At 66.3% G+C, this 20,688-nt stretch carries 18 protein-coding genes; 8 read left to right on the top strand and 10 right to left on the bottom strand.

Going from position 1 to position 20,688, the window contains the following annotated elements:
* The first annotated feature begins 37 nt into the window (after positions 1 to 37).
* From K9L28_06865 to K9L28_06855, 3 genes are all read left to right on the top strand, one after another.
* The gene (locus tag K9L28_06865) at positions 38 to 589 is read left to right on the top strand and encodes a flavodoxin family protein (protein MCF7936042.1); all 552 of its coding nucleotides are present in this window, start codon (positions 38 to 40) and stop codon (positions 587 to 589) included.
* Positions 590 to 661: 72 nt separating this feature from the next.
* The gene (locus K9L28_06860) at positions 662 to 1,750 is read left to right on the top strand and encodes an AI-2E family transporter (protein ID MCF7936041.1); all 1,089 of its coding nucleotides are present in this window, start codon (positions 662 to 664) and stop codon (positions 1,748 to 1,750) included.
* 442 nt (positions 1,751 to 2,192) lie between these two features.
* Positions 2,193 to 2,582, top strand: coding sequence for a Fic family protein (locus tag K9L28_06855; protein ID MCF7936040.1), 390 nt, complete (start codon positions 2,193 to 2,195; stop codon positions 2,580 to 2,582).
* Between the two features lie 237 nt (positions 2,583 to 2,819).
* Here the strand turns inward: K9L28_06855 and K9L28_06850 are convergent, their stop codons facing one another.
* The gene (locus K9L28_06850) at positions 2,820 to 4,871 is read right to left on the bottom strand and encodes a lytic transglycosylase domain-containing protein (protein MCF7936039.1); all 2,052 of its coding nucleotides are present in this window, start codon (positions 4,869 to 4,871) and stop codon (positions 2,820 to 2,822) included.
* Positions 4,872 to 5,158: 287 nt separating this feature from the next.
* Between K9L28_06850 and K9L28_06845 the strand changes: the two genes are divergently transcribed.
* From K9L28_06845 to hemB, 5 genes are read left to right on the top strand one after another with little or no spacing between them, the layout of a single operon-like run.
* Positions 5,159 to 5,665, top strand: coding sequence for a pyridoxamine 5'-phosphate oxidase family protein (locus tag K9L28_06845; protein ID MCF7936038.1), 507 nt, complete (start codon positions 5,159 to 5,161; stop codon positions 5,663 to 5,665).
* A 20-nt stretch (positions 5,666 to 5,685) separates the two neighbouring features.
* A complete protein-coding gene (locus tag K9L28_06840; GenBank protein MCF7936037.1) occupies positions 5,686 to 6,183 on the top strand; it encodes a siroheme synthase in 498 nt (165 codons plus the stop codon).
* Positions 6,168 to 7,085, top strand: coding sequence for a hydroxymethylbilane synthase (gene hemC / locus K9L28_06835; protein ID MCF7936036.1), 918 nt, complete (start codon positions 6,168 to 6,170; stop codon positions 7,083 to 7,085). The genes K9L28_06840 and hemC overlap by 16 nt, the downstream gene beginning before the upstream one ends.
* Positions 7,082 to 8,545, top strand: a complete 1,464-nt coding sequence (gene cobA / locus K9L28_06830; GenBank protein MCF7936035.1) for a uroporphyrinogen-III C-methyltransferase — start codon at positions 7,082 to 7,084, stop codon at positions 8,543 to 8,545. The genes hemC and cobA overlap by 4 nt, the downstream gene beginning before the upstream one ends.
* Entirely contained in the window at positions 8,542 to 9,534 is a 993-nt protein-coding gene (gene hemB / locus K9L28_06825; GenBank protein MCF7936034.1) for a porphobilinogen synthase, read from the top strand. Before cobA ends, hemB begins: the two co-directional genes overlap by 4 nt.
* Before the next feature lie 60 nt (positions 9,535 to 9,594).
* Here hemB and K9L28_06820 read toward each other — a convergent pair whose 3' ends face one another.
* The 9 genes from K9L28_06820 to K9L28_06780 all read right to left on the bottom strand — a co-directional run.
* The gene (locus tag K9L28_06820; GenBank protein ID MCF7936033.1) at positions 9,595 to 10,380 is read right to left on the bottom strand and encodes a hypothetical protein; all 786 of its coding nucleotides are present in this window, start codon (positions 10,378 to 10,380) and stop codon (positions 9,595 to 9,597) included.
* Entirely contained in the window at positions 10,377 to 11,681 is a 1,305-nt protein-coding gene (gene apgM / locus K9L28_06815) for a 2,3-bisphosphoglycerate-independent phosphoglycerate mutase (protein MCF7936032.1), read from the bottom strand. Before apgM ends, K9L28_06820 begins: the two co-directional genes overlap by 4 nt.
* A gap of 43 nt (positions 11,682 to 11,724) precedes the next feature.
* Positions 11,725 to 12,420: a PHP domain-containing protein gene (locus K9L28_06810; GenBank protein ID MCF7936031.1), complete on the bottom strand. Its 696-nt coding sequence runs from the start codon at positions 12,418 to 12,420 to the stop codon at positions 11,725 to 11,727.
* Between the two features lie 224 nt (positions 12,421 to 12,644).
* Complete coding sequence (locus K9L28_06805) at positions 12,645 to 13,946, bottom strand: cyclopropane-fatty-acyl-phospholipid synthase family protein (GenBank protein MCF7936030.1); 1,302 nt, start codon at positions 13,944 to 13,946, stop codon at positions 12,645 to 12,647.
* A 116-nt stretch (positions 13,947 to 14,062) separates the two neighbouring features.
* Positions 14,063 to 15,619, bottom strand: coding sequence for an FMN-binding glutamate synthase family protein (locus K9L28_06800; protein ID MCF7936029.1), 1,557 nt, complete (start codon positions 15,617 to 15,619; stop codon positions 14,063 to 14,065).
* A gap of 248 nt (positions 15,620 to 15,867) precedes the next feature.
* A complete protein-coding gene (locus K9L28_06795; protein MCF7936028.1) occupies positions 15,868 to 16,653 on the bottom strand; it encodes a TIGR00282 family metallophosphoesterase in 786 nt (261 codons plus the stop codon).
* 7 nt (positions 16,654 to 16,660) lie between these two features.
* Positions 16,661 to 18,190 carry a ribonuclease Y gene (rny, locus tag K9L28_06790; protein ID MCF7936027.1) on the bottom strand — a complete coding sequence of 510 codons (1,530 nt, stop codon included), beginning with the start codon at positions 18,188 to 18,190 and terminating at the stop codon, positions 16,661 to 16,663.
* Positions 18,191 to 18,307: 117 nt separating this feature from the next.
* Entirely contained in the window at positions 18,308 to 20,377 is a 2,070-nt protein-coding gene (gene recG / locus K9L28_06785; GenBank protein ID MCF7936026.1) for an ATP-dependent DNA helicase RecG, read from the bottom strand.
* On the bottom strand, positions 20,374 to 20,688 hold a 315-nt coding region (locus K9L28_06780; protein MCF7936025.1), incomplete at its 5' end, for a hypothetical protein. The genes K9L28_06780 and recG, both read right to left, overlap by 4 nt.

The following is a 20,688-nucleotide window of genomic DNA, read 5'->3' as shown; positions in this document are numbered from 1 at the left end:
CCGGGACACCGGACTATCCGAAAAGGAGGGACACAGCATGTCGCATGTATGTGTGCTCTACGGAAGCCCGCGGAAGGACGGCAACTCGGAGAGCCTCACCGAAGCGCTGCTCCGCGGCATGGCCGTGGAGGGCGCCATCGACCGCTTCCACCTGGCCGACATGAACATCGGGCCCTGCACGGACTGCAGGAAGTGCTGGGGACAGGGAAGGCCCTGCATCTTCGAGGACGACCTGGACGAGATCTACGCCTCCCTGGAGAAGGCCGACACGGTGGTCTTCGCCACTCCCCTCTACTGGTACAGCTGGAGCGCCCAGCTCAAGCCCGTTCTCGACCGCTTCGTCCCCTTCGTGGACGACAGGGCCGCCTGGAACGTAAAAGGCAAACGGGCGATCCTCGTCTCCGCCGCCGGCGACGGCGACCCGTCCTGCTTCGACGGTCTCGTGGCATCCTTCAGGAAGAGCATCAACCTCCTGGGGATGAAAAACGGCGGCGAGGTCTGCAAACCCGGCCTCTTCGCCAGGGACGCCGTCTCGCAGAACGCAAAGCTGCAGGAAGAGGTCGAAGCGGAAGGCAGCAACCTGGGGTAGACCGAAGGCATACCGAGACGACCACGGAGCGGCTGCCGCCGCTCCGTGCGCTGCATCTTCGGGGGGTCGTTCATGGACTGGAACGCCACGGCGCACCACCGGTACCGCAAGATCTTCATCCTGATTCTCTTTCTGCTTGTCTTCGCCGCCTTCCTCCTGCTGATCCGGCCCTTTCTGGTGGCTGTGGGGCTGGCCGTCGTCCTGAGCGCCCTCTTCCACCCGGTCTACAGAAAGACGCTCACGATCCTGAAGGGCCGGCGGGCGCCGGCCTCCGGGCTGGTGCTGCTGCTGGCGGTGCTGGTCATCGGCCTCCCGCTGCTGGGGATGCTGGCGCTGGTCACCGGCCAGGCCGTCCGGCTGAGCGAGTTTCTCGTCCCCTGGATCAGCGAACAGATGGCCGCCTCGGGCGGGCTGCCCCAGGGCCTGCCGGAGTGGGTCCCCTTCGCCAGCCAGCTCAAGCCCTTTGAAGAACGGATCGTCGACAATATCATCGCCTTCGTCAGCGCCTCGGGCAACTACATCGTCCAGAACCTCTCGGCGGCCATGCAGGGGACGGCGGGATTCGTGCTGAATGTCTTCATCACCCTCTACGCCACCTTCTTCTTCCTGATCTTCGGCCCCGACCTGCTGGAGCGGATCCTCCGCTACCTGCCGCTCACCCCTGAGGACCGCAACCATATCCTCGACAAGGGGCTGTCGGTCACCAAGGTGATCCTCAAGAGCATCCTGATCATCGGTCTTCTGCAGGGGGTGCTGGTGGGGGCCGCCTTCTGGATCGCCGGCATCCGGGGCGCCGCTTTCTGGGGAGCCGTGACGCTGATCCTCTCGGCGATCCCCGGGCTGGGCGCGCCGCTGGTATGGGGGCCCGGCGCCCTCTATCTCCTGCTCTCCCACCGCTATCTCGCCGCCGTCGCCATGGTCCTCTGGGGCGGCCTGGTGGTCAGCACGGTGGACAACATCCTCCGTCCGCGGATTGTGGGCAGGGAGACCCAGGTGCCGGACCTGGTGGTGCTCCTGAGCACCCTGGGGGGGATCGCCGTCTTCGGGCCGGTGGGGATCATCTTCGGCCCCGTCCTGGCGGGCCTCTTTCTGACGGTCCTCGACATGTACGCCAAGGCCTTCCGCGAGGAGCTCACCCCGCCGGAGGATGCCGCCGAATAATCTTTCCCTGTAAAGCAGAGAACAGAAAGAACAACCGCAACATCGGTCTACCTGCTTGCTGCCATTTTCGCTCTGCAGTGTCTCGCTGACCTCTGCGTGGTTCGCGATTCCTGCAGGTGAATGCTGATCTATAGAGAGGAAGGAAGCGGAACCGGAGGATTGTCCTGGTTTCGCAGACTCATTGGCAGCCGGGGTGAAGTGGAGGTATAATAAAGTAAGAGTAAGATTGCCAGATTGTTTCCAAAAGGAGGGAGATCCGATGCCGGTGTGCAGACAGGATGCCAACAATGCAGCAACGACAAAAATAGTACGTGTATCCATTCCCGGTAGAGGGCTGGTGACGCGTACCATCAAGACGGACAAGGCCTTTGAGGAGAGAACTCGCAAGATCCTGCAGCGCAGGAAGGCCGTTTTCGAGGAGCTTTCAAAATACTAGAAAGAAGTGAATGCTGCTATCCGCTGGATAGATGAAGACGAACTGTTAGCCCTTGTTTCCATGCTTGCAGAGAGTCACCCAAAGGATTTTATTTCAATTATCAATTATGGTCCATTGGGGTATGTTGCACATCTCGGAGGGCTCGTCGATTTTTATGGAAATGATGTTTTTCTCTTAGCCTCCGTTGCAATTCGTTCCATCATACAAGGACACCCCCTGTATGATGGAAACAAAAGGCTTGGGATGCTTTTTGGCGAGAGCTTCCTGGACTTAAATGGGATAGAGCTCTGTGCCAGTGATGAGGATTATTTTGAGATGGCGATAGCTCTCGCTGAAGGAAAAATTGATAAAGATAGACTGAGGGGCTGGATTTACAAAAATAGCAGATACACATAGCCACAGAATGAAAATTGTTTTCTATTTTTTGGGATATATTGCTGTTCCTACCAAAATCGACAGGTGTAGCGTTTTCGCTTGAGATCTTGCCTCCCCTTCTTCCAAACGCCCAGAAGCAAGCTGTTACGGCAGGGAACCAGATTGCCCTCATCGTTGCCCCTGCTATTCCAGGGATTCCACCGGCTTGCAGGCCCGCGTCTGAATGACAGCCTGCCTCGCTATACCCGACATCGGTCGCTACTCGGGATTGCCTTCTCCCTTCCGCGGACAGATCCCCCTGTCTTCGTAGAGATGGCGGTAGTTGTCCATGCCGCCCATGACCCGGCGGGCGTAGTCGGCGGTCTCCTCGTAGCCCACGGTCTCCAGCCACACCTCGGGTGTGGGCGAGGCATCCCCCTTCAGCCACCGCCGCACGGCGGAGGCGCCGGCGTTGTAGGCCGCCGAGGCCAGATCGGGGCGTTTGAACTCCCGGTAGCGCCTTGCCAGGTGGGCCGTTCCCACATGGATGTTGTCGGCGGGGTCGGTCCCGTCGGCGTCATCCAGCCCCAGCGTCGAGGCCTCCCACTCCAGGGTGGCGGGCATGAGCTGCATCAGCCCCACGGCGCCCACCCAGCTGCGGATGTCGGCGTCGAAGGCGCTCTCCTGCCGCATGGTGGCCCAGATGTACCAGGGCTCCACGCCGAAGTGCGCCGCGGCGGCGCAGACCTCCTCCCGGTAGGGGAGGGGATAGATCATCTCCAGCAGCGGCCGGGACAGCCCGCCGTCTACGGCCAGATGGTCGCTTACCGACAGGGCCTCCCGGTAGGCCGAGGCCTCGTTCCCCAGCCAGAAGCCCAGTCTGGCGGCCCGGTAGCGCTCGGCCGGATTCTTTGAATCGGCGCCCACCAGCCGCGCGTAGAGGACAAAGCCCCAGGATTCCAGAGGCCCCGGTTCACTCTGGAGCTCCTCCGGAAGGGCGTCGACAATCCGGTAGGGACCGTCGGGATAGGCCATCCAGGCGTAGACGGAGCGGGGGGAGCTGCTGCGCAGGCGCTCGTAGTGTTCGCGGGCGGCCTGGTCGTTTCCCTCTTCTTCCAGCGCCCGGGCCGTCCAGTAGAGGAACCGCGCCCGCCACCGATGGTCCGTCTCGCCTTGCAGAGCCTTCTCCCACTGGGTGCGGGCCTCTGCGGGGGAACCAGCCTGCCAGGACTCCCATCCCCGTTCCCAGAGCACCTCGGAGCGCTCCTCCGTTTCGGGGTGGTTGGCGATGAGCTGCTGTTCGGCCCACCGCCGCTGGGGTTCGCTCCCCAGCCAGGCCAGGGCCTCCAGGGCTTCCAGCCGCCGCCTGCCCTCGGTCTGTTTCGCCAGTGTGGCCAGCAGGTCCAGGACCTCCTTCCGGTAGGCGTGGCGTGCGAGGATGGAGAGCCGCACCACCGAGGAGGCGCTGTAGCCCCCGCCGCGTTCGGCCAACTCTTTGAAGAGCCGGAAGGCCTGGCCGTACTCCTTGCGCCGGTAGTGGGACATGGCCTGGTAGTACCGGGCCTTGCGCGCCTTGGCGTGCCCCGCGGGCACCTTGGCGAGCTCCCCGGCCGCTCGGGCGAACTCGCCCTGGAGGAAGGCCTGGTATCCTAAGGCGCAGTGGGTGTCGGGGCCCCGTTCCGCCTCGGGCTGTCTCCTGAGGATGGCCAGACTCGGCCCGTGGTGGGGGTTCTCGTCCAGCATGGCCAGGGCGTCCCGGACATCGCCGCCGGGCTCCTGAAGCTGCACGGTCAGCAGGGTCTGCCGGTGGCCCTCCGTGGCGGCGTTGTCCTCCATGGCCTGCAGCCAGGACTCGGTGTCGCCGCCGGCCTCTCCGGCCAGCCGGTAGCCGGCGTAGGCCACGTAGAACCGCAGCGGCGGGGGCGCGTCGGCCGAGAGGGCCCGGGCCAGCGGAAGCGCCTGCTGCGGCCGGCCGGTCCGTTCGTAGCCCAGGATCCGCATCATCTCAGCGTAGGGCCGTACCGCTTCGGGAAGTTTCGCTTCGATCCCTTCCAGCAGCTCCAGGGCATCACCCCACCGCTGCTGCAGCCAGTAGGCGTTGGCGATGAAGGCTTCATCCCGGATATCCAGGCTTGTTCCGCCGGCGGCCAGCCTGTCCAGAGCCTCCCAATCCCGGTCCCGGAAGAGCTCCTCCACGTCGGGGGGGGTCGGGGCTGCAGGCGCCACCGTTGGCACAAGGCACAGCAACAGCGCCGCAAGGACGATCTGTTGCAGTACGACGGGACGCCGGCTCCTCCCCGGGGGGTTTGTCGTTCCAGTGTTTGCATGCATGGTTTCCACCTCGATCCATGGGTTCTGCTGTGGATTCTACCAGAACCAGTATAACTCCGGCGGAAAAAGGGAAGAGCGCCATTCCTCGGATTCCGAAACCGGTATGCCTGCGGAACCGGAGGACCCCACCGTTCGCCCCCCTTCCCTGAAGGGCCACCGTCCTGCGAAAAGGGAAACAGCGCACCGATCGCGGGATCCGGCGGCGATCTGCGCCGTGCCGATGGGGCTCCAGGCGATACAATGGAGGCAGCAGATCGAGGAAAGGATGGGATGATATGTTCAGGGCAATGCGCAGAACCGATCTGGAGATCAGCGACAGAGGGGAGATCGAGGAGATTCTCGGGCAATCGCAGGTGCTCCACGTGGGACTCTTCGACGAGGCCTATCCCTATGTCTTCCCCATCACCTACGGCTACCGCGACGGACGTCTCTACATGCACAGCGCCACCACCGGCAAGAAGATCGACCTCATCCGCCGGGATCCCCGGGCCTCCTTCCAGGTGGAGACCGACGTGGTCTTCCACGACGACCCAAAGAAGAGCTCGGGCATCACGCTCACCTACCGGAGCGTCATCGGCTTCGGTTCCCTGCGGATCCTGGAGGACAGCGACGAAAAGCGGGAGGGCATCAGGATCCTGGCCGCCCACTACGACGAGAGGGGCGCCCGCGTGGAGCGGAGCGACGAGGCGCTGCGGAATGTGGCCATCCTGGAGCTCACCATCGATCACATGACGGGCAAGCAACACGAGCGATCCTCGCCGTTCGCCTCCTGGTCCTGCGGAAGCGGCCGGTAGAGGGCCCGGGGATGGACCGCATGCCCCCAATCGGCCGCAAGGACCCAAAGGAACGCCGCGACTTCCCGCTCATGATCTCCCTGAGCCCCCGGAGCGGCCCCATTCTTGTGGTGGGCGGCGGCCCCACGGCGCTGCGGAAGGTGGAGACACTGCTGCAGGCGGGGATGGCGGTGCGTCTGGTGGCGTCTGCGATCCGCCCGGAGATTGAGCGGCTGGCGGCGGAGGGACGGCTCACCCGTGCCGGGAGGGCCGTGGAGCGGGAGGACTTCCGCCGTCATGCCTTCGCCGTCATCGCCGCTTCCAGAGACGACACCGAAGCCATCGTCCCCCTGGCGGAAGGAACGGGATGCCTGCTCAACTGCTGCGGCGCGCCGGAACGGAGCGACTGGGCGCTGGCGGCCCAGTTCTCCCACGGCGGGTACAGGATCGGGGTCTCCAGCCGGGGGACGGACCCCGCGGGCGCGGCGGCGGTCAAAGGTCGCCTCATGGAGATGGCGGAACAGTGGGACCACCGTTGATCCTCCTCACCCGCTCCAGCAGGCTGGCGCTGGTCCAGGCCGATCTGGCGCTGCAGGCTCTGCAGGAGGCGGGGATCGATGCCCGCCTCAGAACCTGCTGCACCGAAGGGGACAGGGACCGGAAGACGGCGCTGGCCCGGTTCGGCGGCAGGGGGGCCTTTGTGAAGGTCATCGAGGAGGCGCTGCTGGACGGACTGGGGGATGCCGCCGTCCACAGCCTGAAGGACCTCCCCTCCCGCTGCCCGCAGGGTCTCCGCCTGGCGGGGGTGCTCCCCCGGGGCGCCGCGGGCGATGTCCTGGTCTCCAGGCGGAGCGCCTCCCTCGCCACACTGCCGGAGGGGGCCTCTGTGGGGACGTCGAGCCCCCGGCGCAGTGCCCAGCTGCTGCGGGAGCGACCGGATCTCTCCGTCGTTCCGCTCCGCGGCGATGTGCCCACCCGGCTCCGCAAACTCGCCGAAGGCCGGTACGACGGCATTGTCCTGGCCCGGGCCGGTCTGGACCGCCTGGGGCCCGCGCCGGAACACTGCACGCCCCTCCCCTTTCTTCCGGCGCCCTGCCAGGGGATCATCGCCCTGGAGAGCCGCGACGACGGTGAGGCGACCAGGGCCGCCGCACTGGTGAACCACAGCCCCACATGGTACGCCGCTCTGGCGGAGCGGAGACTGCTGCAGCGGCTGCAGGTGGGCTGCCACGTCCCCTTCGCCGCTCTGGCCACCCTGGAAGCGCAGACCATGACCTGCCGCGCCGAGATCCTGGGCAGCCGGGGCGTTGCTTTCGCCTCCCTCTCCGTCAGTGGTAGAGTGGACTCGCCGAGGGAGGCGCTGCAGCTGGGAGACACCCTTGCGGAGCGTTTCCTCCGGGACAGCGGCGCAATCCAACTCATCCGGGAGGCACGACAATGACGGTACACCTTGTAGGCGGCGGCTGCGCCCGCCCCCTGTGGTTCACTCTGGAGGCGCGGGAAACCCTTGCCGCAGCGGACCATCTGGTCTACGACAGCCTGGTGCACCCCGATCTGCTGCAGCTCGCCCCGCCGGGATGCCCCATGCACTGGGTGGGCAAGCGGAAGGGGGAACACGCCCGCAGCCAGGAGGAGATCAACACACTGCTGGTCCGTCTGGGCCGCAGCGGCGGGGAGGTCGTGCGGCTCAAGGGCGGCGACCCCTTCGTCTTCGGGCGGGGCGGCGAAGAGGCGCTGGCCCTGCAGACCGCGGACATCCCCTGGCGGTACGTGCCAGGCATCACCGCAGCCATCGGGGCTCTGGGGAGCGCCGGGATCCCCGCCACCCACCGCGGGCTCGCGGGGAGCTGCACCGTGGCCACGGCACACAGACAGAAATGGGCGGAACCCGACCAGGCGCTCCGTCGGTGGCTGGCGACGGCACCGGGAACGCTGGCTCTCTACATGGGCGCCTCGTCCTGGGGGGAGACCGCGGCGGCGCTCCTGGAAGCGGGCATGCCGGGCACGACCCCCTGTTCCGCCGTCACCTGGGGCGGATGGGGGCGGGCGACCCGGACCGACGGCGACCTGGAGGGCATGGCGGCAGCGCCACTGGAAAGCCCCAGCATCATCGTCACCGGCGATGTGGCCGGGCTCCCGCTGCATCCGGAACGGGGGCCGCTGCAGGGGCTCCAGGTGGCTGTGGTACGGCCCTTTCCGGAGAGCTGGGAGACCGCGCGTGTTCTGGAGCGGCTCGGCGCCGACGCCTACAGCGTTCCGCTGCTCTACCGGGAGGAGATCCGCCACGACGACGAGGAGGCGCTGCTCACCAGGGCGGACTGGATCGTCCTCTCCAGCCCCCGGGGGGCGCAGCTGCTGACGCGGGACACCGACCCCAGGCAGTTGGGTGCGCGCATCGCCGTAATCGGCGCCGGCACCGCCCGGGCTCTGCAGGAGCTGGGGATTCGCCCCGACAGGGTGGCCGAACCGCCCACCTCCGCCGGTCTCGCCCGGCTCCTCGCCGAGTCCGTGGCTCCCGGGGAAGAGGTGCTCTTTTTCCGCAACGAACGGGGGGCCTCCGCGCCCCTGGAGGCCGTGCGCCAGCGGCGCGCCGAACCCCGGCTCCTGCCGGCCTACCGGATGAACCGGACCACGCCGCCCGGGCTGGCGTCCTCCCGGCAGCAGTGGACCGCAACGGGCCTGGACGCTGTGGTCTTCGGGAGCAGCGCCCTGGTGGAGGCCTGGATGGACGAACTGGGGCCTCTGCCGGGACGGACCGGAGCCGTGGGCTGGGGACCCGTCTGCGCGGACCAGATCGAAAAGACCTTCGGGGTCGATCCGCTGACGATGGAGGAGCCCGCGCTGGAGGGGCTGATCGAGATACTCACGGAACTCAGGAAAACAAAGGAGGAACAGCCATGATGCAACGAGGCACATACCCCGAGCTGCGGATGCGGCGGCTGCGGCAGAACAGGATCCTCGCGGAGACGGTGCGGGAGACCACGCTGGAGGCGCGGAACATGACGCTCCCCCTCTTTGTCATCCCCGGAGCGAAACGTGAGGTGCCCGTGCCGTCGCTCCAGGGCGTCGCCCAGCGGTCGCCCGACCTGCTGCCGGAGATCGTCGACGAGGCGCTGGAGGCGGGCATCCGCTCCTTCATCCTCTTCGGCATCCCCGGCTACAAGGACGAAACAGGCACCAGCGCACACGCCATGGACCAGCCTGTCCAGCTGGGGCTGCAGCAGCTCAGGGAACGGTACGGCGGCGACATCTCGCTCATCACCGATGTCTGCATGTGCCAGTACACCTCCCACGGCCACTGCGGCATCCTGCGCGACGACGGCGGCGTCGACAACGACGCCACGCTGCCCCATCTGGCGGAGATCGCCTGCAGCCACGTCCGCGCCGGGGCCGATATGGTGGCGCCGTCGGCCATGATGGACGGACAGGTGCGGGCGATCCGGAAGGGGCTCGACCAGGCAGGCTTCGGGGAGACGCCGATCATGAGCTACAGCACCAAGTTCCACTCCGCCTTCTACGGCCCCTTCCGGGACGCGGCGGGCAGCGCCCCCTCCTCGGGGGACAGGCGGGCCTACCAGATGCCTGTCACCAACAGCCGGGAGGCGCTGCGGGAATCGCTGCTGGACGAAGAGGAGGGGGCCGACCTCCTGATGGTCAAGCCCTCGCTGCTCTACATGGATGTGATCGCCCGGCTCCGGGAGGCCACACTGCTCCCGCTGGCCTGCTACCTGGTGAGCGGCGAGTACATGATGCTCCGCCACGCCATGGCCGCCGGCGCCGTGGACGAGACCAGGGGACTGCTGGAGAGCCACTTCGCGCTGCGCCGGGCCGGTGTGGACATGATCATCAGCTACGCATCCATCGACGTGGCGCGCCTGCTGCGCAGATAGTCCGCGGCTCGTCGCCGTTGACGGTCAATCGCTCTCGGGGGGCAAACCACCGGCTGTGCGCTACGAAGGGACCCACTCCAGCAACCATCGCTCCGCCACGGGAAGAGCCACGTCTTCGAGAAAGCGCCGGACCTCTTGCGGTTCGTACCGCACCCGGCCGGTGTCGTCACGGTAGTTCCCGCTCAGGACACACTGGAGCTGGTCGCTGCCTTCTCCGCCGTCGCCACCGAGTAGGGCATCGATCTCGGCGGTGTCTTCGACGTACCGCAGGGGCATCGACAGCTCCAGCCCAAACCGTTGGACAAAAGTCTGGAACAGGGCCAGCGACACATCCACCTGGCTCAGCTTCACCTTGCCGTCATGGGAGGCCCGTTCTCCGGCGACGATGACAGAGCTGCTCAGGTGGAGCGCAAGGGGGATGCGCAGTGCATGGAAGTAGAGATGGCAGGCGGTGCAGGGGGAGGCAAAACCGAATTCCCGGAGTGAACGGAGATGGGTTGCCCCGCAGAGTGCCCGCCAGAACGGGGGTGCCCCCAGCACCACCGGCGGATAGACTGTGGCGGCATCGCCAACTAAGCGAGCCATCCGTTCTGCTGCCCGGAAGGGGGCCTCCCAATCGCCGAACTGGGTGCCCGTGCAGGCGATGGTGGGCAGAAGCGCCGAGAACCGATCCGCCCGCACCGCCTGCACGGCGGCGGCGATACTGTCCTTCCCGGCGATCTCGACCACGGCGAGCGCGGGCTCCCGTCGCAGGGCCTCCACTCTCTCAGGTGGAAGCATCCACTCCGGCAGCGGCCAGACCGTCGCTGTTTTGTCGGAGAGCAATCGTCGAAGGTGTCCGTTCATGTGCGCCTCCTGAGACTGGTATATCTTCCCGGGAAATAGGGCTGGTTCACGGGGCTGTCCATCAGTCCCTGCAGCTTTCCCCGATCCAGAAGGTTCAGGATCATGTACATCAGCTCGTTGCCCCGCACCTGTCCCAGGGCGCCCTGGGCACAGGATATCTCGTCGAAGCGGCGGACCCCGTCCTTTCTGGCATACCGCCCGGACATGACCAGCGGAACGGGCTCCCCGGAGTGGATCATCGTCCCGCCGCTGGCCGTGGAATGGTCGGAGGTGAGCACGAAGACCACATCCTCGTCGGGGAGGACCCTCTCCACCACCCAGGCGAGAGCGCGGTCCAGCGCTTCGATCACCTCAAGCTTGGCTCTCGGGTCCCCTCTGTGGGCGGCTTCATCGGGCGCCTTCGTATGGACGTAGATGTACTCGTGTTCTCTGGCTCGACAGGCGCGCTGCAGGCGTTCCAGAAGATCCCTCCCACAGTCGCCGCTGTCCCGCACAGACTCCACATCCATGCCGAGAATGCTGCAGAGCCCGTGGTAAATGGACCCCGAGGCGATGCACAGGGCGCGCAGCCCCCAGGCATCACGGAATGTCGGCAGCCTCCGGTATTGTCCGGGACGCTGCATCGTCACCATGTTGAGCGGAGGCTGTCCTTCTGCTTCCCTCCGTTGGTTGACTGGGTGGCGCTTCAGCTCCTCGTAGGTCCAAAGCGTGTAGTCGTTGAGAAAATCGGCGGTACAGGCGGCACGTTCCGGATCGGCGGCTCCTCTCCGAGGCTGTACGGCCATGATGGGTCTGTTTTCGTAGATCGGGTTGGAATCGGTGATTTCGGGGACGGCGCCGCCGCGCACTACGGCGATCCCGCCGTTGCCGCCTGTGGGGTGCAGCGTCAGCTCCATACCCCGCGCCCGGTAGGGGGACACGACACGACAGAGCTCGTCACGTTCCCCGGCGCCAACGGAGACCTTTTCGCGGCGGAGGATGTATTCGCGTCCCACCGGCTCCACGTGGAACATCCGGGCCAGCAGGGCCACATCCTCCGCTTCTACCGTCAGGCCGCTCCCAACGGCTTCGATGTATCCACGCCCGGGGAAGTCGGCGAGGTCGTAGCCGAAGATCACAAAGTGGGCCATCTCGCTGGGCATGGCCATCCCCTGTCGGGTGCTGTGGTAGAGCCCCGTGACGCCGGCTTCGGCAATGGCATCCATGTTAGGGGTATGCGCCGCCTGCAGCGGCGTTTTGCCGCCGAGTTCCTTCATCCCCTTGTCGCCAAGTCCATCCAGAAGCACCAGTATTGTCCGCATGGTTGACATGGTAGTGCATCCTTCCCTGTCGGGTAAGGGGCAATCAGGCATGGGAGACCGGGACGGCCGTTTCGGCGTGCCCTTTTTCCGGGACAACAGGCATGCCGGGGGATGTGTCGTCATCGGCAGGAAGGAATCGCCCACCGTCGCGGAAAAGGGGAGCCGCCTCACCTTTGCGCAGTGCGGCGATGAAGGTATCGAGATCCCGCACCCCTTCCGGGAAGGCCGTGGCGAAACGCCCGACTTCACTCGCGGTGTGGGCGTCGCTTCCTCCCAATTTCGGGGCGCCGAGCAGCCCCGCCGTCTCCCGGGCCTGGAGATTGTGGCGTTCCCTGGTCCGTCCGTTGTAGACCTCTACGCCGAAGGGCTCGGGGAGCCCAAAAAGATGATCTCCCGCGCCCCGGCCGTTGTCGCGGTATGGATGAGCGGCGACAGCAAAGCCGCCTCTCTTCCGGAGCAGTCCGTGGAGTTCCCGAGCGCCGATCGGAAGTGGCGGCAGGCGGTTCAGGCCGAAGGCAAGGAAATCCCCCTCTTCGGTAAGGATCTCCACACCGGGGATCACCAGAAGATCGAAACGTCTGGTCAGCTCTTCCGCTGTCTCCAGGATGCCCAGACTCTCGTGGTCGGTGACACAGATCCCGTCGAGGCCGATATCGAGGGCTCTGCCAATGGCCTCCTCAACGGGCAGCACACTGTCATAGGAGTATTCCGCCGTATGGAGATGGGTATCGATCATCATGTTCTCCGCCGCCATTCTCTGAAAATATGCAGCGGCTCCGCCCGGTGACGCTGCCACATTCCTCTCTCTGTCTGCCAAGTAAGCCCGAGACACAAAGGAATCAGAAATATTCCCATCAGGCATTGCCGCTCGCCGGAGTGTACAGGAGATCCCCCTTTTGGGCAAGTCCCCAGAACAGGCACAGCCATCGGTCACCCATCCCCGCTAGCGATGCCCACAGCCGTTCACACTCCGGTGCGGGGGGTGTACCAGTCCTCCCTGGTCAGAGGCAGGCCGCTCCGCCCGGCCTCGTCGGGTCTGAGCAGCAGCGACTGGTGGAGGTTGAACCAGCCCCTGGAAAAGCCGTAGGCCGCGGCGGCCATGAACAGACGCCACACCCGGAAGGTCGGCTCGTCCACATAGCGGAGGGCCTCCTGGTGCCGCGCCTCCAGACGGTGCACCCAGTTGCGCAGGGTGAGGGCGTAGTGCTCCCGGAGGTTCTCCACGTCACGCACCTCGAAGCCCGCTCTTTCGGCGGCCTGGAGGGCGTGCCCGATCGGTGTCAGTTCGCCGTCGGGGAAAACGTAGGTGCCCACAAAACCGGCATCCTCCGCGGGCTGGATGTCGATCCGGCTGGAGATGCCGTGGTTGAGCATCACGCCTCCGGGCCTGAGCATGTCCCGGACCCTGCAGAAGTACTCCTCCAGCATGGCCACGCCGACATGCTCGAACATCCCCACGCTTGCCACGGCGTCGTAGCCCTTCCCGTCGGGCCGGCCGGCCTCGCGGTAGTCGAGCACCCGGACCCGCGCTCTGTCGGCGAGCCCCGCCTCGCGGATCCACTGGTTCGCCAGCTCCGCCTGGGGCTCGCTGAGGGTCACCCCGGTGGCGTCCACCCCGTAGTGTTTAGCGGCGTGGATGACCAGGGTGCCCCAGCCGCATCCCACGTCCAGCAGCCGCTGCCCCTCCTGCAGACGGAGCTTGCGGCAGATGTAGTCCAGCTTGCGCTCCTGGGCGCTGTCGATATGCTCATCGGCGGCGTGGAAGTAGCCGCAGGAGTAGACCATGTTCCGGTCCAGCCAGAGCCTGTAGAAGTCGTTGGAGACGTCGTAGTGGTAGGATACGGCCTGTCTGTCGCGCTCCACGGAATGCCGTTCGCCCTGCAGCCGGGCCCGGCCGCGCTGGTCCTCCGAACGTGCCGGGGGATCGGGGAGCCTGCCCGCCAGATGGGCCGCCTTCAGCTTCTCCTTCCAGCCCAGGGTGGCCTCCGTCAGGGCGTCGTAGAGGACGAAGGCCGACTCGATGTCGCCCTCAATGTCGAAATCGTCGTAGAGGAAGGCCTCGGCCAGGGCCAGCTCGGTCCCGTCCTGGAACATGGCCTTCAGGGCCCCTTCGTGCTTCAGCACCAGCGTCACGGGGCGGGGGGCGGCGTCGGGCCAGGATGCGCCGTCCCAGAGCCGCACACCCACGGTGCGCCCCACCTCGCGCCCCACCACCTCGTCCAGGAGTTTCCGCGCCGCTTCCGTTGCCTGACTCTGCCTGTTCATGGTGTCCCTCCTTCGTCGGGATTCAGGGGCAGGCGATCCCCTTCGATCTGCCGGAGCGCCGATTCCTCCAGGACATCGGCGTGGATGAGGATCCCCCGTTCCGCCGGAAGCGCGCCCTATCCGATGATCTGGTCGATGTCCGCTCTGTCCTGCTCCACGGCGGAGGGAAGGCCCGAGACGTCGGCCGCCTCCCGGGTGAGCGGGATCAGGTCGGTCCGTTCCAGATGGCGGAGGCTGTACTTCCGGCAGAGCGCCATCAGCTGGCGCAGCCCCGTGTTGACCCGCTGGATGTAGTTGGAGAGCCCCAGGGCACCGCAGGAGATCCCCTCCGCTCTGTCGCCGTAGAGGCCGCGCAGGGCGGGCACGCCGCTGAAGAGCTCCTCCACGGAGGTCCCCTTCTCCCGCAGGTCCACGGGCAGGGTGCCCTCTTCCAGCATCCGGCCGATCTTGTGGCCCACCATGGCCGCCGCCATGGGCGCCCGCCCCATGCCCACCAGATTGATGTGGGGGCTTCCCAGCGCCAGTCCCTTGAAGACCTGGTCCTCCAGGACGATCCCCCCGGCGAGGGCGATGGAGGGGATGGGCATCCCCCTGCGCTCCATCTTTTCGCAGATATCGCGGAGGACACGCGCCGTGTAGACCGGGGGATAGCCCCACTCGTTCATCATCCTGATGGGGCTGTTGCCGGTTCCGCCGCCGGCGGCGTCCACCGTGACGAGGTCCACCCCCGCTCTGGAGGCCATGACCATCAGCCTGGCCATGTCCGCCGGCCGGTAGGGCCCTGTCTTGACGGAGACGAACCGGGCGCCCTTCCGCCGGAGCGAGGCCACCCGCTCCGTCAGCCACTGTTCGTCCCAGTCGGGGAGCCGCCCGATCTTGTAGAAGGCTTCGCCCTTGCCGCTGCGGTGGGCCTCCTGCACGGCGGGGTCCCGGGGGTCAGGGTAGACCTCGTAGCCCATCTCCCGGAACGCCAGGGCCTGCTCCAGCCCGGAGAGCAGCTTCATGCCCTGGATGCCCTTGGCGGCCTGCCCCACCTTGAGCTCCACCGACTCGAATCCCACGGTTTCCAGGGCGTACTCCAGCAGACCCAGCTTGTCGTCGTCGGGATTGGCCTGCAGCACCAGGGTGCCGTAGCCCCGGTCGTAGCGGGAGAAGGCCTCGTGCATCCGCCGCAGCCGGGGGGCGTCCACCAGGCGTCCCTTCTCGACCACGGCGTCGGGGTCGCTGGTGGGCAGGTCCTCGCCGATCACGGCGATGACGCCGGCCAGCGCGGCCCCGGCGTAGTAGTCCTTCCAGTTCAGCTTGGCGATGGCCGGGAAGACATAGGGGGCCTTCAGCTTGATGGTGCCCTCGCCCGCTTTGAGCTCGCAGGAGAGGTCCACGTGGCTGTAGGCGAGTCCTCCCGGTTCGGTCCCGAAGTCGCCGAAACAGCGGCCGTTGATGTTGAACTGCGAGAAGTCCACGGGGTAGTCCTTCTCCGAGGCGGCCTGGGAGGTCGCCTTCGCCGTGGGGTAGAGCGCCTCGGGGCCTTCCGTCACGGACTTGCCGATCTCGCAGAATCCCGGGCACTGGTTGGTGCAGACGGCGCACATGCCGGAAAAGGGCGAGATATCCTCGGGTGTCCGCAGTCTCGTGTTGTTGGTGCTGGTGGCGATGGGACAGCTGTAGGTCATGGTGTTCCCTCCTCGATGGGTTTATGGAACGCATCGACCCGCAGGGGGCGGCGCATTCCTTCCGTTTCTCCGCCGGCGTTCTCCGCGGCATCGGTTTCACATACTATTGTCACACCTTGCGGGGACTTGGGCAAGCCGCCGGCGCAGACACAAAAAGGGAGACCGCGGAGGAATGCTCCTCCTGCGGTCTCCCTTTTTTGGACACATCTCTCGTACCTGGGATGGATGCTCCTTCTCCCCGGTGAGGATCAGCCGCCGTCCTCCCCGCGCCGGGTGATACCCGTGATTTCCATGGCTCTGCCCGTCTCGTCGTCGATGTCCACGACCACGCCCTGCAGACGGAGGTCGTGCCGCTCCACCTCGAACTTGGCGGGCATGCCGCTCAGGAATCGGGAGAGGGGGCCCTCGGGCTCCATGCCGATGACACCGCCGTGTCCGCCGGTCATGCCGACATCGGTGATCATGGCCGTTCCCCCGGGGAGCACCTCCGCATCGTCTGTCCGGACATGGGTATGGGTGCCCACCACCGCCGAGGCGCGGCCGTCGAGATAGCGCGCCATGGCGATCTTCTCCGAGGTGGCCTCCGCATGGAAATCAACCAGGATACAGCGTTCCTCCGTTCGCTCCAGCAGCCTGTCGGCCTCCCGGAAGGGACAGTCCGTAGCGGGCATGAAGACCCGCCCCTGCAGGTTGCAGACGGCGAGACGCTTTCCAAAGCGCTCCAGCGTGGTCCACCCGCCGCCGGGACATCCCGGCGGGTAGTTGGCGGGGCGCAGGAGTCGCGATTCCTCCTGCAGGACGCCGTAGCTCTCGCGCTTGTCCCATATGTGATTCCCGCTTGTCAGGCAGTCTATTCCCAGGCCGAAGAGCTCGTCGGCTATCTTTTTGGTGATGCCGAACCCTCCAGCCGAATTTTCACCGTTGGCAATGCAGAAATCGAAAGGACCATAGTGGTGCTTCAGTTCCGGCAGCACCCGGGACAGCAGCTTCCGCCCGGGGCGCCCGATGATGTCACCGATAAAGAGGACCCGCATCGAAGGCCTACTTCGCGTATTCCACGGCCCGGCTCTCACGGATGATGGTCACCTTGATCTGGCCGGGATACTTCATCTCGCCCTCGATCTTACGCGCCACATCGTAGGCGAGCTTGTGGATCGAACCGTCGTCGGACTGCTTGGGCGTCACCATGACGCGGACCTCCCGTCCGGCCTGGATCGCATAGGCCTTGCTGACACCGTTGAAGGACTTGGCCACGCTTTCCAGCTTCTCCAGCCGGCGGATGTAGGCTTCGAGGCTCTCCCTCCTGGCGCCGGGCCTGGAGGCGCTCACCGCATCGGCGGCGGCGATGAGGACGGCGTAGACGCTCTCGGTCTCCACATCCTCGTGGTGGGCCTCGATGGCGTTGACGATGAGACTCTGCTCGCCGTACTTCCTCGCCAGATCGGCGCCGATCACGGCGTGGGGTCCCTCTACCTTGTGGTCCACGGCCTTTCCGATGTCGTGCAGCAGTCCGGCCCGTTTGGCCAGGGTCTCGTCGAGCCCCAGCTCGCTGGCCATGATACCGGCGAGATGGGCGACCTCGAGACTGTGGGAGAGGGAGTTCTGGCCGTAGCTGGTGCGGAAGCGGAGCTGTCCCACCAGCCTGGCGAGCTCCGGATTGAGGGTCTTCACCCCTGTCTCCAGCAGCGCTCCGTCACCGGCTTCGCGGACCTGCTCCTCCACCTCCTGCTGGGCCTTCTGGATGAGCTCCTCGATCCGCGCCGGATGGATCCGTCCGTCGTTGATCAGCCGTTCCAGGGACCGCCTCGCCACCTCGCGCCGCACGGGGTCGAAGCTGCTCACGGTCACCGCCTCCGGCGTGTCGTCGACGATGAGGTCCACGCCGGTGAGGGTCTCGAAGGCCCGGATGTTGCGGCCTTCCCGGCCGATGATCCGCCCTTTCATCTCGTCGGAGGGCAGGTTGACCACGCTGACGGCCACCTCGGCGGTGTGCTCCACGGAACAGCGCTGTATGGCCTGGGCCACGATGTCCCTGGACTTCCGTGAGGCGTCCCGGGCGGCCTGCTCTTCCATCTCCTTGAGCCTGAGGCCGATGATGTGTTCCGCCTCCTGCTCCACCTGCTTGAGGAGATGGGCCTTGGCCTCCTCGCGGTTCATCCCGGCGATCTCCTCGAGGCGGACCAGCTGCTGCTGCTTGGTCTCCTCCACCTCCATGAGCCGCTGTTGCACCTGCCGCTGCTCGTCCTTGAGCTCTTCCTCCCGCCGCTGATGGGCTTCGAGCTTTCTGTCGAGGTTCTCCTCTTTCTGCTCGAGCCTCCGTTCCGCCCGCTGCAGTTCGTTACGGCGTTCCTTCACTTCCTTTTCCGTATCGTCCCGCAGCCGCAGCGTTTCCTCCCGGGCCTCGTTGAGGATATCCCGTTTCTGCCGTTCCGCGCTCTCTTCGGCTTCCCTGATGATCTCCTCGGCTCGTTTGGGGGCATCGGCGACGCCTTTTTCGACCAGCATCTTGTGGAAGAGGTATCCCCCGGCGACACCGAGAGCCACCCCAATTACAGCAACGATAATCGTCATATGTGCCACACTCCTTATGGGGTTGTCAATGTACGGTGCTTCCCCGTTTCCGGGGCGGTCCTGTCTCCAGAACTATGCCGTTATTGTACCGATTCCGGTTTCTTTCCACAAGTGCAACTATCCTGTTACGGCAAGGCCGAGGCGTTCGCCGACAAACCACGCCATCCGGGAGCGGAAGTCGGGGTAGTCCTGGAGACCGCTCTCCACCAGGGCCTCGGCCTCTTCGCGGGCCAGCTGGAGCAGCCCGGCGTCGCGCACCAGATCGGCCACCCGGAAATCCGTCAGGCCGTGCTGCCGGATGCCGCAGACCTCGCCGGGGCCACGCAGACGGAGATCCTCCTCGGCCAGGGCGAATCCGTCGGTGGTGGAACACATGGCCCTGATCCGCCGTTTCCCCTCCCCGGTGGGGGGCACACCCAGCAGAAAGCAGTAGCCCTGACGGTCCCCCCGTCCGATCCGCCCCCGCAGCTGGTGGAGCTGGGCCAGGCCGAAGCGGTGGGCGTCCTCGACGACCATCACCGTGGCCTCCGGGACGTCTACCCCTACTTCGATGACGGTGGTGCTCACCACCAGATCGATCTCGCCGGCGGCGAGGTGTTCCATGACCGAGGCCTTCGCCTCGCTCCCCATCCTGCCGTGGAGGAGGGAGCAGCGCACCCCGTCAAGCTGCTCGCCGAGTTCTTCGTACTTGGCCGTGGCGGCGGCGGCCTCCAGCTGCTCGCTCTCCTCCACGAGGGGGCAGACCCAGAAGATCCGCCGCCCCGCCGCGGCCTCGCGCCGGACGAAGTCGAGCAGCTCGCCGCGCCGCTCCTCGGGGATCCACCAGGTGCCCACCGGCTTCCGCCCCGGCGGCAGGCTGTCGATGACCGAGACGGAGAGATCCCCGTAGACGCCGAGGACCAGGGTGCGCGGGATGGGCGTGGCCGTCATGACCAGCACGTGCGGCGCCTGTCCCTTGCCGGAGAGCTCCATCCGCTGCCGCACGCCGAAACGGTGCTGCTCGTCCACCACGGCGACCGCCAGATCGGCGAAGGAGAGCCCGTCGGTGATCAGCGCGTGGGTCCCCACAACCAGTCGGGCCTCCCCGGCGGCGATGGCCTCGCGCCGGGCCTCCCGCTCGGCGGGCCGGAGCGATCCGGTCAGCAGCACGGGGGCAACGCCCAGGGGTTCGAGGAACTCCCGGATCTTCCCTTCGTGCTGCTGCGCCAGCACCTCCGTGGGGACCATCAGCGCGGCCTGTTTGCCGGCGTCCAGGGCGGTGAGCATGGCGATCAGGGCCACCACCGTCTTGCCGGACCCCACGTCCCCCTGCAGCAGCCTGTTCATGGGCACGGTCCCGGAGAGTTCCGCCCCGATCTCCCGGAGCACGCGCTGTTGCGCCTCGGTGAGCGCGAAGGGGAGCGATTCGAGAAAGGACGTCACCAGCGGTCCCTGCAGCGGGAGCGCCTGGGCGTCCACCTGCCGGGGGAGACGCTTCCGCCGGAGGGCGAAGGCGGTCTGCAGAAAGAGCAGCTCCTCCAGGGCGAATCGTTTGCGCGCACGGCGCCAGGCCTTCTCGTCGGGGGGGAAGTGCATGGTGGAAAGCGCCTCCCTCAAGGGGGGGAGGCGGTGGCGCTGCAGGATGTCCCGGGGCAGGTATTCCTCGAGCAGCTCGGGGGTTCGCTTCAGAAGCTCGCCGATACGATCCCGGAACCACTTCTGCGTCAGGGAGCCGCTGGAGGCGTAGACGGGGACGATGGCCCCCCGTCTGCGGGGGTCCTCTTCACAGATCTCGAAGTCGGGACTGGACAGCTGGAGCTCGCCGTAGCGCACCTCCGCCTTGCCGTGGAGCAGCAGCAGCGTGGAGGGCGCCAGGAGCCGTTCGAGCCCCTTCCTGTTGAACCAGACCGCCACGGCCCGCCCCTCGCCACCCGGGCCGGTGAGCAGCACCCTGATCAGGTCGAGCTTCCCCTGCTTGACGGGACGCTTCTCCAGGGAGAGCACCCGGGCGGCCACGGTCCGGCCCTCGCCGGGCTGCAGCTCCGCCGGTGTGAGGACATTGCGGCGGTCTTCGTAGCGCCGGGGGAAGAAAAAGAGGAAGTCCTCCACTGTTTCGACACCCAGCTGCCGCAATAGCCCCGCCTTTTTGGGCCCCACCCCTCTGAGGTACTGCACCCCGCTGGTGGGGTGCAGGTCCTTCCGGGTCAGCCCTGTTCACCTGCCGCTACCTGGTCCCTCTGCCGGGCCGCACCGCCCTCGCTCTGCTCGGCATCGAGGATGGAGCCGAGACGGGAGTGGAATCCCCGCAGCTCGGCGATCATCTGCTTTTTGATCTGATCGAGTCGGGCGATCTCGGAGTGGGCCGATTCGACACGGGATTCGGCGTTGCCGGCCAGCTGTTCGGCCTTGGACTGGGCCTCCGTCACCAGCCGTTCCGCTCTGGACTGGGCCTCCTCGACGATGGTGTACGCCTGATGTTCCGCCGATTTCACCCGCTCCTCGGCGCTCTGCTGCGCCAT

The organism is Synergistales bacterium, assembly GCA_021736445.1.
Classification (GTDB): Bacteria; Synergistota; Synergistia; order Synergistales; family Aminiphilaceae; genus JAIPGA01.
The sequence above is the reverse complement of the archived record's forward strand: the minus strand, read 5'-3'. Positions and strand labels throughout refer to the sequence as shown.